Origin of the sequence: Acetobacter sp. AC2005 (assembly GCF_037901235.1) — a bacterium.
Classification (GTDB): Bacteria; Pseudomonadota; Alphaproteobacteria; order Acetobacterales; family Acetobacteraceae; genus Acetobacter; species Acetobacter oryzoeni.
On sequence record NZ_CP149625.1, the window covers coordinates 1,472,301 to 1,487,951 of the forward strand.

The 15,651-nt window shown below is 54.3% G+C and carries 14 protein-coding genes; 9 read left to right on the top strand and 5 right to left on the bottom strand.

The genetic code is table 11. From position 1 onward, the window contains the following. Positions 1 to 48 precede the first annotated feature (48 nt). Both QQM41_RS07205 and QQM41_RS07210 read left to right on the top strand, forming a co-directional pair. Positions 49 to 1,044 (top strand): quinone oxidoreductase, encoded by a 996-nt coding sequence (locus QQM41_RS07205; RefSeq protein WP_339076690.1) that lies wholly within the window; start codon positions 49 to 51, stop codon positions 1,042 to 1,044. Between the two features lie 465 nt (positions 1,045 to 1,509). After that, positions 1,510 to 2,214, top strand: a complete 705-nt coding sequence (locus QQM41_RS07210; RefSeq protein ID WP_339078084.1) for a hypothetical protein — start codon at positions 1,510 to 1,512, stop codon at positions 2,212 to 2,214. 127 nt (positions 2,215 to 2,341) lie between these two features. Here QQM41_RS07210 and ilvD read toward each other — a convergent pair whose 3' ends face one another. Next, complete coding sequence (gene ilvD, locus QQM41_RS07215) at positions 2,342 to 4,210, bottom strand: dihydroxy-acid dehydratase (protein ID WP_339076691.1); 1,869 nt, start codon at positions 4,208 to 4,210, stop codon at positions 2,342 to 2,344. A 282-nt stretch (positions 4,211 to 4,492) separates the two neighbouring features. Between ilvD and pstC the strand changes: the two genes are divergently transcribed. Genes pstC through phoU form a run of 4 tightly spaced genes read left to right on the top strand, consistent with a single transcriptional unit; the run spans position 4,493 to position 7,915 of the window. Further along, positions 4,493 to 5,476: a phosphate ABC transporter permease subunit PstC gene (gene pstC / locus QQM41_RS07220; protein WP_014457531.1), complete on the top strand. Its 984-nt coding sequence runs from the start codon at positions 4,493 to 4,495 to the stop codon at positions 5,474 to 5,476. A gap of 2 nt (positions 5,477 to 5,478) precedes the next feature. Beyond that, entirely contained in the window at positions 5,479 to 6,354 is an 876-nt protein-coding gene (pstA, locus tag QQM41_RS07225) for a phosphate ABC transporter permease PstA (RefSeq protein ID WP_050818637.1), read from the top strand. Continuing rightward, positions 6,351 to 7,181, top strand: a complete 831-nt coding sequence (gene pstB, locus QQM41_RS07230) for a phosphate ABC transporter ATP-binding protein PstB (protein WP_003624643.1) — start codon at positions 6,351 to 6,353, stop codon at positions 7,179 to 7,181. Before pstA ends, pstB begins: the two co-directional genes overlap by 4 nt. Before the next feature lie 17 nt (positions 7,182 to 7,198). Next, positions 7,199 to 7,915: a phosphate signaling complex protein PhoU gene (gene phoU, locus QQM41_RS07235; RefSeq protein WP_339076692.1), complete on the top strand. Its 717-nt coding sequence runs from the start codon at positions 7,199 to 7,201 to the stop codon at positions 7,913 to 7,915. A 28-nt stretch (positions 7,916 to 7,943) separates the two neighbouring features. Here phoU and QQM41_RS07240 read toward each other — a convergent pair whose 3' ends face one another. Then, complete coding sequence (locus tag QQM41_RS07240; RefSeq protein WP_339076693.1) at positions 7,944 to 8,816, bottom strand: NAD(P)H-binding protein; 873 nt, start codon at positions 8,814 to 8,816, stop codon at positions 7,944 to 7,946. Then, on the bottom strand, positions 8,816 to 10,147 hold the full coding sequence (locus QQM41_RS07245) for a hypothetical protein (RefSeq protein ID WP_128106076.1): 1,332 nt from the start codon (positions 10,145 to 10,147) through the stop codon (positions 8,816 to 8,818). The genes QQM41_RS07240 and QQM41_RS07245 overlap by 1 nt, the downstream gene beginning before the upstream one ends. A gap of 206 nt (positions 10,148 to 10,353) precedes the next feature. Between QQM41_RS07245 and rplM the strand changes: the two genes are divergently transcribed. Further along, entirely contained in the window at positions 10,354 to 10,830 is a 477-nt protein-coding gene (gene rplM / locus QQM41_RS07250; protein ID WP_006115057.1) for a 50S ribosomal protein L13, read from the top strand. A 5-nt stretch (positions 10,831 to 10,835) separates the two neighbouring features. Continuing rightward, a complete protein-coding gene (gene rpsI, locus QQM41_RS07255) occupies positions 10,836 to 11,324 on the top strand; it encodes a 30S ribosomal protein S9 (RefSeq protein ID WP_003624653.1) in 489 nt (162 codons plus the stop codon). Between the two features lie 66 nt (positions 11,325 to 11,390). Here the strand turns inward: rpsI and QQM41_RS07260 are convergent, their stop codons facing one another. Then, on the bottom strand, positions 11,391 to 12,983 hold the full coding sequence (locus QQM41_RS07260; RefSeq protein WP_339076694.1) for a S10 family serine carboxypeptidase-like protein: 1,593 nt from the start codon (positions 12,981 to 12,983) through the stop codon (positions 11,391 to 11,393). Between the two features lie 184 nt (positions 12,984 to 13,167). On the opposite strand from QQM41_RS07260, the gene QQM41_RS07265 reads away from it, so the two are divergent. Continuing rightward, entirely contained in the window at positions 13,168 to 13,728 is a 561-nt protein-coding gene (locus tag QQM41_RS07265) for a hypothetical protein (protein WP_230844588.1), read from the top strand. Between the two features lie 61 nt (positions 13,729 to 13,789). On the opposite strand, the gene QQM41_RS07270 is transcribed toward QQM41_RS07265, so the two are convergent. Continuing rightward, complete coding sequence (locus QQM41_RS07270) at positions 13,790 to 15,544, bottom strand: DEAD/DEAH box helicase (protein WP_339076695.1); 1,755 nt, start codon at positions 15,542 to 15,544, stop codon at positions 13,790 to 13,792. Positions 15,545 to 15,651: the final 107 nt, after the last annotated feature.

A 15,651-nucleotide genomic window follows, 5' to 3' on the forward strand; every position in this document is an offset into this window, starting at 1 on the left:
GGAGTGCTTGAGGCATGATGAAGCCCCATTGCGGCTGACAGCGGAGAAATGGGGCAGGCAATGGTGAGTGATCTCAACACGGTTGTGCGCGTGCATCAGACAGGTTCCCCCGAGGTATTGCGTGTTGAAACGTTACCTGTGCCAGAACCTCAAAAAGGAGAGGTTCTGCTGCGGCAGGAGGCCATAGGTGTTAATTTTATAGATACTTATTTCCGTTCCGGCCTCTATCCATTTCCGACTTTGCCAGCAACTCCCGGAAATGAGGGGGCAGGTATTGTGGAAAAACTGGGCGAAAGCGTACAGCATCTTCAGCCTGGAATGCGGGTTGCCTACGCTGGAGTTTCGGGGGCCTATGCCCGTTATCGCACCATTGCAGCAGACAGGCTTGTGGTGCTGCCAGATACTATTCCGTTTGATATTGCAGCAGCAGTGACCTTACGTGGCCTGACAGCCCATATGTTGTTGCGCCAAGTTTACCATGTGCGTGCAGGGCAGGATATTTTGGTTTATGCCCCAGCCGGAGGGGTAGGGCAGCTTGTCTGCCAGTGGGCGCGCCGCTTGGGGGCCCGTGTGATAGGCGTAACATCTACAGAGGAAAAAGCGGTCATTGCCAAAGCGTGTGGTGCTTCAGACGTTGTTATTGGAACGTCAGATTTACCTGCCCGGATAAGAGAGCTGACTAACGGGAAAATGGTGCCTGTGGTATATGACAGCATTGGGCGCGATACCTTTGAAACCAGCCTGAACTGCCTTGCCCAACGTGGGCTTATGGTCAGTTATGGAAATGCATCCGGGCCGGTGACGGGAATATCTGTGGGCACATTGAGTGCGCATGGCAGCTTGTATCTGACACGCCCTTCTCTGACGACATATATTGCAGATCGTAAGGAGTTGGAGGCAAGCGCGCAGGAACTGTTTGCGATGGTAGAGCAGGGTGTGTTGAAGCCAGAAATTGGCCAGCGCTTTGCACTTAAAGAAGCAATGCAGGCCCATAGGGCGTTGGAATCGCGCTGCACAACGGGCAGTACGATTCTGACAGTCTAGGTTTTTGCGCAGCTGTCATGAACATGCGCCAACACGCATTTCAATGGCATGACGTGCAGGCGCGTATAGGGTAGGATAACTTATCTGCCTGATTGTAATGGGCGGAATAGATCAAGGATAACAGAACATGTCCAAGTGTGCGGTTAAGTGCCCGAAATCTCCGTGTGTGCGTGGTCTTCTGGTTGCCGGACTGATTGCAACAGTGGTGTATTTCCTGCGTAAGAAGAAGTCCTGCGCATAAAATTTGCTTCTTGCAGATTTCATGCAGCAAAGCCCGTCTGGTCTGCCAGACGGGCTTTCTGTTTTCTGCTCGCGCCGTTGTCAGACCCCATAACATGGCGTCATGGCTTGTGTTATGGTGAAACCATTGTATCACGGGCATTAAAATAACCCAGTGTCTGGCGCATGGCTGCATCAGACTGATGTTGGAAAGGATTAAGAGCGTTGCATCCTCTCGTTTCCCGTATGTCTTCTTTGGTCACAGGTTCAGTGGCCGTGTGCACGCTCGCTGTAGCTGGCTTGGCTGCTGCTCCTTCCGCAGCTCATGCTCAGGCTTCCGTGCTTCTGAAAAACCAGACCGCAACCGCTGTGGTTGAAACAGTGGACCGTGATGCGCGTGAAGTGCTGCTGCGCGAGGGCAATGGGCATCTGATTACCGTTGAATACGGTAGCGCTGTGCGTGATCTGCCGCATCTGCATGAAGGTGATCACCTCAAGATTCGGTTTGTGGAAACGCTGGGCGCACAGATGGCTCCACCAGATAGCCCGCTGCCCGAATCCACGCTTACAACAGCACGTGGTTATGCGCATGGTCATCCACGCGGCGTGATTGCAGCTTTCAACCGTGAACGTGGCACCATCAAGGCAATCGACCTGAAAACGCACACGGCTTCCTTTGTGACGGACGATGGCGCGCTGCATGTTGCTGTTCTGCGCACGCAGGCCATGCAGGATTTTCTGGCGACCCTGAAAATTGGCGATTTGGTAGATATTACGCGTGCGGAATCCATCTCCTACGTTATCACCAATGAAAACGTGCCGCAGCCGCCAACCAATGGTCAGCAGCTTGCTGTTCCGGCTGGTGATAGCGTAGCCGCCACTCCTGCTACGGCAACACAGGCTGCCCCTCCGGCGGCTCCGCTTGAAGCGCCTCCTGTCGCTGGTCAGTAAGTTTCATTGTGTTCGGGATATCATCTCTGTTGCGGTGATATCCGGCTTGTTTGAAACATCATAAAAAAACCCCGGTGGATTATTTTCCACCGGGGTTTTTGTAACTTATACGCTCACAAACTGCGTTTTAACGAGGTGTGCGCCGCGTAAGCTGGCTTACATCTCTTACAGCACCACGGGCAGCACTGGTGGTGAGGGCTGCATAGGCTTTCAGTGCGTTGGAAACCACGCGGTCACGCTTGGGCTGCCATGCCTGATCCCCCTGATCATCCATGCGGGCGCGGCGGTCAGATAGCTCGCTTTCTGGCACAGCTACAGCCAGTTTGCGGTTCGGGATATCAATTTCAATAATATCACCTTCTTCAACCAAGCCGATCACGCCACCTTCGGCAGCTTCAGGGGAGATATGGCCAATAGAAAGGCCAGAACTACCGCCTGAAAAACGTCCATCCGTAATCAGAGCGCATTTTTCAGCCAGCCCCTTGGATTTCAGATAGCTGGTGGGGTAAAGCATTTCCTGCATGCCGGGGCCGCCTTTGGGGCCTTCATAGCGGATCAGCACTACATCACCGGGTTTGATTTTGTCGCCCAGAATGGCGGAAACAGCGGCATCCTGGCTTTCAAAAATACGGGCCGGGCCAGAAAATGTTTCCAACCCTGCGGCAACGCCTGCTGTTTTAACAATGGCGCCATCTTCAGCCAGATTGCCGTACAGAACAGCCAAACCGCCATCCTGATTATAGGCGTGTGCCCCGTTGCGGATGGCGCCGTTTTCCGTATCCATATCCAGCTCATGATACTGGCTGGACTGAGAGAACGCTTCCGTAGTGCGCACACCGCCCGGAGAAGCACGGAAGAAGTCTCGCGCTGTGGTGTTGGTTTCAGCACCCGGAGCACGAATGTCCCATTTTTTCAGGGCTTCGGGCAGGTTGGCAGAATGCACCATAGGCACATCGCGGTGTAGCAGGCCAAGCCGATCCAACTCACCCATAATGGCCGGAATGCCGCCCGCACGGTGCACGTCTTCCATATGCACATCCGGGCGGGAAGGGGAAACCTTGCACAGATGCGGCACCTTGCGGGAAAGGCGATCAATGTCCTTCATGGTAAAGGGCACATCGCCTTCATGCGCAGAAGCCAGAAGATGCAGCACAGTGTTGGTGGAACCACCCATGGCGATATCAACGGACATCGCATTTTCAAACGCATCCATGGTGGCAATGCTGCGTGGCAGCACAGAGGCATCTTCCTGCTCATAATAACGGCGGGCCATATCCACAATGCGCTGCCCGGCTTCTACAAACAGGCCACGTCGTGCGGAATGTGTGGCTACAAGGCTGCCATTGCCGGGCAGGGAAAGACCCAGAGCTTCTGTCAGGCAGTTCATGGAATTGGCGGTGAACATGCCGGAGCAGGAACCGCAGGTAGGGCAAGCCGAACGTTCAATGGCGAGCGAATCGGCATCGCTTACATTCGGGTTGGCTGCAGAAACCATGGAAGTGACAAGGTCTGCCCGCTGTTCAATATCCGCCAGTGTTACGCGTCCGGCTTCCATCGGGCCGCCGGAAACAAAAATGGTGGGGATATTCAGCCGCATGGCGGCCATAAGCATGCCCGGCGTAATTTTATCGCAGTTGCTGATGCAAACCAGTGCATCCGCACAATGTGCGTTCACCATATATTCCACGGCATCGGCAATCAGCTCGCGCGAGGGCAAGCTGTACAACATGCCGCCGTGGCCCATGGCAATGCCATCATCCACCGCAATGGTATTGAATTCACGGCCAATTCCGCCAGCTTCGGCAATGGATTGGCACACAAGCTGGCCCATATCCTTAAGATGCACATGGCCGGGCACAAACTGGGTAAAGGAGTTGGCAACCGCAATAATGGGTTTGCCAAAATCGGAGTCTTTCATCCCGGTGGCGCGCCACAGGCTGCGAGCGCCTGCCATGTTGCGCCCGTGTGTGGTGGTGCGGGATCTGTAACCGGCCATGGTGGGGTCTTCTCTCTGGTTTCTGTCTGCTGTGTGGTTCCGGAGCAATCTGGCGTCCGCCAGATATATGGGGGCTGCACATTAGACTACAAAGAAACTTCAGACTACAAAGAAACTTCTGTCAGGCCGGGATTACGGCCTAAGGGCGGATAGTGGTTTTTCCTGCTACAGTTTTGTGACAAATCTGCTTTTCTCCAGCTTTCTTGCGGGGATTATGTTGCAGGAGACGGAGGCGTTCAGTATTCCTCCTCGCATCCGGCGGACGTTCGGAACGGAGAGCAGATGGAAATTTCCGCAAGGCAGCCCCTGCCCGCAACAAAAAAGAACCACCCAGCCGGAGGTGTTCGCACAGCAGATCCTTTCTTTAGGATGCTGGTGATGGCAACCGGTATTGGTGTTCTGGTGGTGCTGGGGGCCATTATTGGTGTGATGGCAGTAGGGGGCTGGAAAGCCTTTGCTGTTTTTGGCCCTGAATTCCTTATATCTGCGGTGTGGAACCCTGTTACCCAGCATTTTGGGGCAGCGGCACCCGTTTTTGGCACTATTGTTAGTAGTGCGATGGCGCTTGTTGTGGCCGTGCCATTGGCTTTTGGTACTGCATTCTGGCTTGCAGCACTTGCCCCTCCGGCAGCCGCAGCTTTTATTGGCATGGCTGTGCAGCTTCTGGCTGCTGTGCCTTCCATTATCTTCGGGATGTGGGGCTTTTTTGTGGTGGTGCCGTTGGTGGCCCACTATGTGCAGCCTACGGCCCGGCATCTGTTCGGGCACGTGCCTGGGCTTTCTGCGCTTGTAGCTGGTGCACCATTTGGCACGGGCTTGTTCACCGCCAGCCTTATTCTGGCAATCATGATTACGCCTTCCATTACCGCCGTGATGCGGGACGTGTTTGTTTCCATGCCAACGGTATTGCGTGAAAGTGCCTACGGCCTGGGCGCTACGCGGTGGGAAGTTATGCGCAACGTGGTGTTGCCGTGGTCTCGGCAAGGTGTGATTGGCGCGGTTGTGCTGGGCATGGGCCGCGCCATGGGTGAAACAATGGCTGTGACCTTTGTTATTGGTGATAGCAACCATATCGGTTGGTCACTTTTCGCCCCGGCTAACACCATTGCTTCTCTTATCGCTCTGGAATTCCCTGAAAGCGCGGCAGGTAGCCTGAAGTTGGCGTCTCTCATGGCGCTGGGGGCTATCCTGATGGCAATTTCGTTCCTGACACTCTGGTTCTCTCGCTGGCTTCTGGCCCGTGGGCAAAAAGCTGCGGGAGGTTAAGAATGGCTACGTCACGTTCTCTCCTTCGGTCTGATCGTTCTGCCTCGCTTCTGTTGCGCAGAAAAATCACCGACAGAATGGCAACCGGCCTGAGCTGGCTGGCCATGCTGATTGTTGTGTGTGTTTTGGGGTCCATTTTGTGGACACTGATTAAAAACGGGTTGGCTGGACTGAGCATTAACCTGTTTACGCATTCTATGGCGGCACCGGGCCAGAATGGTGGGCTGGCAAACGCCATTATGGGCAGCCTTCTGCAAACCGGGCTGGCCATTTTGCTGGGCACACCGGCTGGGCTGCTGACAGGTATTTATCTGGCAGAATACGGAGCAAACAGCGTGCTGGCGCGCACGGTGCGCTTTGTTTCTGACATGCTGCTTTCTGCCCCATCCATTCTGATCGGTCTGTTTATCTATATGGTGCTGGTGGCGCCGCTGGGGCATTTTTCTGGTTATGCGGGGTCTTTGGCTCTTGCCATTCTGGCTATGCCGATTGTGGTGCGCACAACAGAGGACATGCTTTATCTGGTGCCCGTTGCCATGCGTGAAGCAGGTATTGCGTTGGGTGCCCCCAAATGGCGGGTCATTCTGTTTATCTGCCTACGTGCAGCGCGCGGTGGCATTCTTACTGGTGTGCTGCTGGCCGTGGCACGTGTGGCGGGTGAAACAGCGCCGCTGCTGTTTACATCACTGGGGAACTCCGAGTGGTCTGTTGATATGAACAGGCCCATGGCCAGCCTGCCCGTAGCTATCTACCAGTATGCAGGTTCCGCTTATCAGGATTGGATGCAGCAGGCTTGGACAGGTGCGCTGCTGGTTACACTTGGTGTATTGGTCATTAATATTGTGGTGCGGGTAGGAACCCGTGGAGGACGGACATGAGCGTAGAGGTCCAAACGGAAACCGTTGCCGCAGAGCAGACAGTGACTGTTGCTGAGACAGAAAAAGATGCCCGCCCGATTGCCTTGCAGGTGCGGGATCTGAATTTCTATTACGGCAAGTCACACGCGCTGCACGATATTTCTCTTAATTTTCCCGAGCGCAGCGTAACGGGCATGATCGGTCCATCAGGGTGTGGTAAATCTACCCTGCTGCGTGTGTTAAACCGGATGTATGACCTGTATCCGGGCCAGAAGGCCACGGGCGAAGTCATATTTGATGGCCAGAATATTCTGGCCGCCGGGGTGGACTTGAACGTTCTGCGTTCTCGCATTGGTATGGTGTTTCAGAAACCCACGCCATTCCCGATGTCCATTTACGATAATATTGCTTTTGGTATTCGGCTGCATGAACGTGTTTCCCGTTCAGAAATGGATGGACGGGTAGAAGATGCCCTGCGGCGCGTGGCTTTGTGGTCTGAGGTGCAGGATAGGCTCAGCAGTTCTGCTACGGCCATGTCTGGCGGCCAACAGCAGCGTTTGTGCATTGCGCGCACAATTGCTGTACGGCCTGAAGTTATTCTGCTGGATGAACCTACAAGTGCGTTGGATCCAGTTTCCACAGCCCGTATTGAAGAACTTTTGGATGAACTGAAAACGGAGTTCACCATTGCTATTGTAACGCACAACATGCAGCAGGCTGCGCGGTGTGCGGATCAGGTGGCGTTTTTCTATATGGGCAAGCTGATTGAAGTAGACAGCACGGCACGCATGTTCACAACCCCGCGTGAGCAGCAGACGCAGGATTATATTACCGGCCGCTTTGGGTAAGCAGAAAGGAACACGTTATGGGAAACGAACCCGCACATACCGTTACCCGATACGATCAGGAGCTTGATCGGCTGCGTGGAATTGTTGCCCGCATGGGTGGTTTGGTGGAACGCCAGACAGCGCAGGCCATTGCCGCAGTGGTGAATCAGGACGAAGAAGCCGCGATTGAACCACCCGAACTGGATACAGAGGTGGATGCGCTGGAGCGTGAGGCAGAAATGCTGGCAATCCGCATTCTGGCTCTGCGCGCGCCAATGGCGGTGGATTTGCGCATGATTGTTGCCGTTCTGAAAATGAGCGGTGATCTGGAACGTATTGGCGATTACGCCTCCAGCATTGCCCGCCGCGCCATGAAGGTGGAACCGCTGGACGGTGCATTTTCCTTTAGCCCATTACGGGCCATGGCGCGCCTTGTTCAGGAAAACCTGCATAAGGCTATTGAGGCTATGGTGGAAAATGACAGCACCCGCGCCATGGAAGTATGGAATGCGGATACCGCTGTGGATGAGCTGTATACAGCCATGTTCCGCGAACTGGTGACGTATATGATGGAAGACCCGCGCAAGATTGGCCCGTGTATCCATCTTCTGTTTGTTGCGAAAAATCTGGAGCGCATTGGTGATCATGCCACCAATATTGCAGAACGGGTTTATTACGCAGTTACCGGCAATATGCTGCCTGCAGTGCGCCCAAGAGGCGGAGCTGCCAGAAAAGACGCCAACAAACAGTCTTGATTGTCTAAAAGTAAGGATTGGCGGGTTTTTACCTTTTAAAGGTACGCGCCAATCCTTCTTGCAGGTCTATGGGCTGCACACCCAGAAAATCCTGCATCTGCGAAATATCAAAATTTTTGTTTTCAAGCAGACGCCGAATTTCATCCGGCCCAATTTCAGGTAGCCCGGGAACCCGAGATGTTACACGGGCACACGCCATAAGCAGTTTGGCGGATAATGAAATGAATGGGCGCGAGCGTAATCCGCTAGCCTGTTCTACCAAAGTTACAAACTGTCTGTAGGTTACGGCATTTTTCCCGGCAATCACAAGGCTGCGTGGGCCATGCCATGTTTGTGCAAGTGCGGCCAGAATACTGGCAGTCACATCTCCCTGCCAGATGGGTTGCACCAGTGCTGTGCCGCCATTGGGCAAAGGGATAACAGGCAAAAAACGTAGGAGTGCCGCCAGACGCTGCACGTTATTTTCACCCTGTGCACCATAAATCATGGTGGGGTGTAAAATAATACCATCCCGCCCGGAGTCCAGCAGGGCTTTTTCACCCAACAGAACCCCATTACCGTGTGCATCGGGCCAGCGGGTAAATTTGCGCGTGCTGCCCAAACATACCAGTTTGGCAGAAGCAGGTGCCGCAGCTAGCAAGGCTGGGATATTACGCGCATGCGCTGTGCAAACAATACGCGTGGCATCTGCCAATGCGGGTTTTACCAGCTCTGTAGGGGCTGTGAGATCAGCAACGCGGATATTTTCTAATCCTGCTGCCCGGCTAGCGTTACGCACAATCGGAACAATAGGAATACCTTGATCCCGCAAAGCCTGACATACAGCTTGCCCGGAGCGGCCTGATGCCCCGATAACATGAACAGGCTCTGCGGCAGGTTGGGATGTCTGAGGAGGCAGCATTACGGCGTGTGCAGGGAAAGGCCGACCTGCTGCGCAATTTGTGGTGCCACGCCCACAGCCCCCAAAGATGCCAGAACTGTCATGAGGGGAAGAGGGCGCTGTGGCTGGATATAGATGTCCAGCGGGCCTTTTTCAGGGTGTAGAGCGTAGGCAAGTGCTTGCGTTAGAATCGGGTTGTTGCCCTGTTTGGTCTGTTCCTGCCAGCCGGACAGCATATCCTGCAGGTTCATGTTGCGTGCCTTGGCAGCCTGATCCAGTATTTTAGGCACAAGCCCATGATCCATATAGTTCATGTGCATGTGTAAAACCTGCATATCTGCATTTGCAGCTACAACAGTATGAGAACCTGCCTGCGCAAAATCTCCATCCAGATGCAGGCGGCCCATCTGGGCAGCATCAACACTCAATTCTTCAATATGCAATTTGTCTGTTTTGAGATCATGTGTGTCGTTCAGAACCACAGAGGCACGTAGGCGATCGTAACCCAGGGCGGGTAGCCACGACATATTAGGCAAGCTCGGCCAGAGTTCTGCATCCTGCACGCTGGAAACTTCCTGTTCAGCAGCTTCAGACCTGCTGGAATGGGAAAGAATTTTTACAGCGCGTAAAAGCGGGCTGTCACCATCAATGGCAAGGTGGTCAATCTGGATATCGCGGGTGCCATTGCGGCCGGTATAAGCTGTTCCGGTTGTAAGGCTATTGTACAGTCCGGCCAGATCCAGCCCATCAATGCCAACATGGTCAGCAGAAACATGGCGTGCAGGCGGCACATCCGCAGAAAATTGCAGCTTTGTGGCCTCAAGGTGTGAGGCCATGCTTTCTCCAAAGTCATCTACCGTAACGGTATCGGCTGCAATGTCGGATTGCAGGCTATCAATAAATCCGTGCAGCTTTGTGGCCTCTGCATGCTGGATGGAAAGCGTATGCGCTGGTGTGTGCACATCTTCCTTTACAGGGAGTGTCACGCCCTCCATGGCCAGTTTTGCCAGATGCAGGCTGCCTGCCGTATCTGCCATTTGAAAGTTGCGGAAGGTAAGGTGCTCAATAAGTGGAGACTCGGAGCCTTTGGTAACAGGCTTAGAAACCTCTGCTTCATCTGCAGTTATGGTTTCGGGCCCTTGGCGGAACACAAGGCTGGTAAACTTTACACTGCGCCCCAGTACACCGGGTGTGGCTTTCTTATATGTAAAAGAAGCATCAGGCCCCAAGGTTTGCCTAAAACGCTCTATGCTTTTGTCCAGCATAAGGTGTTCGGCATGGCGTGCACCAAGCCAACCAATGCCACCTAGAATGGCAATGCCGGAAATCATGACCAGAACGTTCTTCTTCACCCGTTGGAAATCCTACTGTTTCGGGACACAAAACCAGCTTTAGTGCATGGCGGATGGGGCTGCAAGCGCCGATACGGTAATATGTTACCTATAGAAAACCCCCTGAAAATACAGACATCAACGCAAACAGTGCTTGACCTTTTGTTTTGAGCACCGCATAAGGCGCCATCTTGGATACACAACTGTTCTAGTATGGAATCAGTGTCATGAAGACCACCCTCTCGCTGAAGCCCGCGGAGGTGACGAAGAACTGGATCCTGATCGATGCCGAAGGTCTCGCTCTAGGTCGTCTCGCCGTCATCATTGCCCAGCGCCTGCGCGGCAAGCATAAGCCTCAGTTTACTCCGCATGTTGATTGCGGTGACCACGTTGTTGTCATCAACGCGGAAAAAGTTGCCCTGACAGGCCGCAAGGCTGATCAGAAGCTCTTCCACTATCACACCGGTTACCCCGGCGGCATCAAGGAACGCACTGTAAAGCAGCGCCTTGAAGGCAAGAATCCGGGTCAGCTGGTTGAAAAAGCTGTGGAACGCATGATCACGCGCGGTCCGCTGCAGCGTCAGCAGATGCGCAGCCTGCATGTTTATGCTGGTGCAGAACACCCGCATGCTGGCCAGAACCCCCAGCAGCTTGATGTTGCGGCCATGAACCGCAAGAACGTTGTTAACGTGCAGAAGGGCTGAGCAGAATGTCTGAAACTCAGGAACGTACAGGCACGCTGGCCGATCTGAAGACCGTGGTTCCAGAAATTGCTTCTGACGCCCCGGTTTATGAAGCCAAGCGTGACGCTCAGGGCCGCTCCTATGCAACGGGCCGTCGTAAAGACGCAGTTGCTCGCGTGTGGATCAAGCCTGGCAAGGGTGAAATCACCGTTAACGGCCGCCCGGTTGGCACCTACTTTGCACGCCCCGTGCTGCGTATGCTGCTGACCCAGCCTTTCCTTGTATCTGACCGCTACAACCAGTTCGATGTGGTTTGCACCGTAACCGGTGGTGGTCTGTCTGGTCAGGCAGGTGCTGTTCGTCATGGTATCAGCCGTGCGCTGACACATTATGAACCAGAACTGCGCAGCATCCTTAAGGCTGCTGGCTTCCTTACGCGTGACTCCCGTAAGGTCGAACGTAAGAAATACGGTCGCGCCAAGGCACGTCGTTCCTTCCAGTTCAGCAAGCGCTGATCTGTCGGGAAAAACGGTTTACCGTTTGGCAAAAACGGGTGGGGAAGAAATTCCCCACCCGTTTTTTTATGGCGTCATGAAAGTTTTGGCATCTTGCGCAAGGGCTGCGCGGCTGTCTGCACGGATATAAAGCATATGCCCGCCGGGGTAGGTATGCAGGGCAATACGGTTTCTGCCTACAGGGATATGCTCAGCAACCCAGCGTGATGAAGCAAAGGGGCAGACCAGATCATAATACCCGTTGGCAATAAAAACCCGTAATGTCGGGTTAAGTGCTAAAAGACGGCGGAGAGTAGGAATGGGGCGGATAAGAGGGGTGCTTCCATCTCGATAGTCCCACGCTTCATTCACCTTCATGTTCAATAGTGAATAAGTCAGTGGCGTGCGAAAGTTCAGGTTTGTTGCGGCATATTGCTCAAATGCACTGCCATAGGCACGCGTAAAGCCGTCCAGAATCGGGTCTGGGCTTGCACCATTTTCCACACCTTCGGGGAATGGATCGGCAATAGAAAACGTACCATCGTACAGAGAATAAAGTCGCCCACCACGGCTGCGCACATCATGAGCCTCTGGTTGCAGCATGCCGCTTTCTTTTACGACAGTTTCAAGCGGTATGCCGGAATGCGCGGCAACGTCTTCATAAAAATCTTGTGCAGCATTTCCGGCAAGTGGCGTATTGGCCAAGGTGCTGAGGTATGGGCCAATGGCGTAATGGTATGCGCTATCCAAATGTCCGGCGGCATTTTCTGGTGTGAGCTTATGTTGGAGCGCCAGTTGGGATGCTTCCAGAGAGGGCAGGACAAAGCTGGTTGCCAAAATATCATTGGCTGTGTCCAGCAGTGTCATATCCAGTGCAGGTGAGATCATGATGATCCCGTTCACCAGAATGTTTTGTTCTTGCGCGAGGGCATCTGCAACTTCAATGGCCCGTAGGCCACCGTAACTTTCACCTACAAGATAGCGCGGAGAAATCTGCCGATTATTGCTTTGTGCCCAAAGTTGAATGGCCTTGGCAAATGCGTGGGCATCCTGTTTGACACCGTAAAATGTCTTGGCGGCTTTTTTGGCATCTGTGGGGATAGACCAGCCCGTGCCGGGTGCATCTATAAACACAAGATCCGCCGCAGCTAGCCAACTTTCAGTGTTGGGGGTAAGCTGGGCATTGGCCCCATCTGCCGGGTTGCCATTGGGGAAAGAGAGAACGGAAGGTCCAGCTGCACCTAAATGCAGGTAAGCCGTGCCTGCACCCGGGCCACCGTTAAAGAAATAGGCAACGGGCCGATGTGCCGGATCTACACCATCCTGCGTATAGGCAACGTAAAAAACACGTGCTGTAGGGGCGCCTTCATCATCCCGTAGCGTCAGAGTGCCGGTATGGGCTGTGTAGGAGATCTTGCGCTTATCAAAAATGCCAGTGTGATGCGTGATGGCATCCTGAGGCAGCAGGGCTGCTTCATTGTGAAATGTATCTGTTTGCGTTTGTGCCGGAGCTGGGCCTGTTAATGGGGGTATGGGCTTGGTTGGCGGTGGTAATGGCTCGGTTGCGGCTATGGCTGCGGTGGATAGGCTAAGGGCAACCGCCAAAGAGCCAGCAAGCTTCATCTTGCTAAAACTTGGCCATTTTGCCGGGTAGAAAACAGATTTCATCACGATACGCATGATCCTTGAGTTTCTCGAAAATACTTGTCGCTATGCTGCGTCTGCAATCGTGTTCTCGCAAGGGCCGGGGTGGACTATTTTTTGCCAGAATTACATGTCTAAAAATTCATTAACGCTCCACTTCGTGTGGACAGAATTGAAGAAAGAATAGGTTATTATGAGGTTTATTCAGAAATTTGCGGTGATGAGTTTATCTGTGGCAGCGTTGGCTGGCACGGCATCTTTGGCACATGCTGATCCATGCCTGTCTCTGACAGGTTGCCTGCAGCAGGATGCACAAGACCAACTGAATGCAACGCGTGATAGCGTGCGCAATGATGCCAATAATCTGACATCTGGTTTCAGAAACAGTGGTCAAGCTGCGCGGGATCAGGTGCGCAACAGTTGGAATAACAGCACTGAAGCAACGCGTGAACAGCTGCAGGCACAGCGTGACCGTGTCACCAACGCGGAAAAGAATGTGCGGGACCGCTGGAATAATAGCGGTGAGGAAGCACGTGAGAAACTGCAGGCGCAGCGTGACCGTGTCACCAATGCGGAAAAGAGCGTTCGGGATCGTTGGAACAACAGCGGTGAGGAAGCGCGTGAAAGACTACAGGCGCAGCGTGACCGCGTAACCAACGCAGAAAAGAACGTTACAGACCGTTGGAACAATGCGGGGGAAAATACGCGTAAGGCTTGGAAGGCTCAGAAAGACCGGGTTTCTTCAGACCTGCGCGATGCAACCACTCTGCCGCCTTTGTAAGGCTGGCTCAAACTGTATCAGGCCGCTTGAGTGCGGCCTGATGGGTTGAGGAGTGTAAAGTTTATTTTGACTTACGCTTGCGGGAAGAACCGTTTTTGCTGGCACCTTCCCGACGTGGCGCAAAAGAGCGGCCACCTTTTGGTTTCCGATCAGCATAAGCTGGGCGAGGCCCACCACCACCGCCGCCTTTGCGGGGTGCTGCTGCTGGTTCTACTGTAATTTCATCCGGGTCTGTGGCAGAGGCGCAAGACGCAAACTGCTCGGCTTTATCGGGAGAAATTTCAACCAGTGTGTGGTCCTGCGTGATACGGATAGAGCCGATATCCTGCTTTTTAATATTCCCCAAGCGGCACAACATGGGCACCAGCCATTTGGGGTCTGCCCGATCTTCACGGCCAACAGAAAGGCGGAACCATTTGCCATCCATCGCAGGGGCGCGTTCTCTTTCGCGCACAGGGCGGTTTGGATCACGCTCACGCGGAGCACGGCGAGCATCTGGTGTAATGACGCGCACAGAAACAGGTGCCGGCAGGCTTTTATGCCATAGGCCAACAAGTGCTGCAGCCAACTGTTCTGGCGTGTGTTCAGCTGTAAGGCGGCCGATTAGCGTTTGCGTTTCTGCATCTTCTGGTGCCGGCGCAGAAAGGAACGGGGCACCTAACAGGCGTTCGGCATCGGCTGTGGCAATGGCAGCCGGGGTAGGGGCACCACTCCATTCTGCGGTGACCTTGGCGGCCTGAAGCAGGCGCTCTGCCAATCTTCTGCGTGCGGGCGGTACCAGCAACACACAGGTACCTTTTTTGCCCGCACGGCCTGTACGGCCGGAACGATGCAGCAGGGTAGCTGGGTTGGAAGGCAGGCTGGCATGAATAACCAGCCCCAAATCTGGAATATCAATACCGCGGGCAGCCACGTCTGTTGCCACGCACACACGGGCTTGGCCGTGGCGCAGGCTTTCTATGGCGCGGCTACGTTCGTTCTGCCCCAGATCACCTGAAATGGCGACGGAGGAAAAACCGCGTTCTGTCAGAATCGCCTGCAACTGGCGCACCGCTTCACGCGTGTGGCAGAAAACGATGGCAGCGGAGGATTCCATCAACCGCAGCACGTTTACAACCGTGCCAGCCATATCGCCCTGTTCTGTCAGAACGGCGCGGTAGGTAATATCAGCGTGGGGCGTGTTAGCACCTACTGTATCAATGCGCAGGGCATCGTGCTGATAGCGGCGGGCAAGGGCCGCAATATCGCGTGCAATGGTTGCGGAAAACAGCAGGGTACGCCGCTCTTTGGGCATGGCGTCCAGCAGGGTTTCCAGTTCATCACGGAAGCCGAGATCAAGCATTTCATCTGCTTCATCCAGCACCACTGCTTTGAGGTGTGAAAGATCAAGCGCACCGCGGCGCAGATGGTCACACAAGCGGCCCGGTGTGCCCACAACAATGTGGCAGCCAGAGGCAAGGGCGCGGGCTTCCTTGCGGGGTTCCATGCCACCAACGCAGGAAACAATGCGTGCACCGGTTTCGGCATACAGCCATTCCAGTTCACTGCGCACCTGCAAGGCAAGTTCACGCGTGGGAGCAATAACCAGAGCGATAGGCGCGCCAGATGGCACGCAGCGGCCTGCATCATTCAGCAGCAGGTCAGCCAGCGTTAGGCCGAAAGCAACAGTTTTGCCAGATCCGGTGCGGGCTGAAACCAGCAGGTCGCGATTTTTGGCATCATCGGCCAGAACGGCGGCCTGAACAGCGGTAGGAGCAGTAAAGCCACGTGCAGCAAGAGCACGAGCGAGAGGGGCAGGAGCATTCTGAAAAGGCATACAATCCGGATCCGGGCAACGGGAATAGAAATGCGAGATAAAGGTTCCTGCCCGGAAAAGCTAGTAGTTTGACGGCAGAACCCTGTACTGCATGATTTTATAGCACA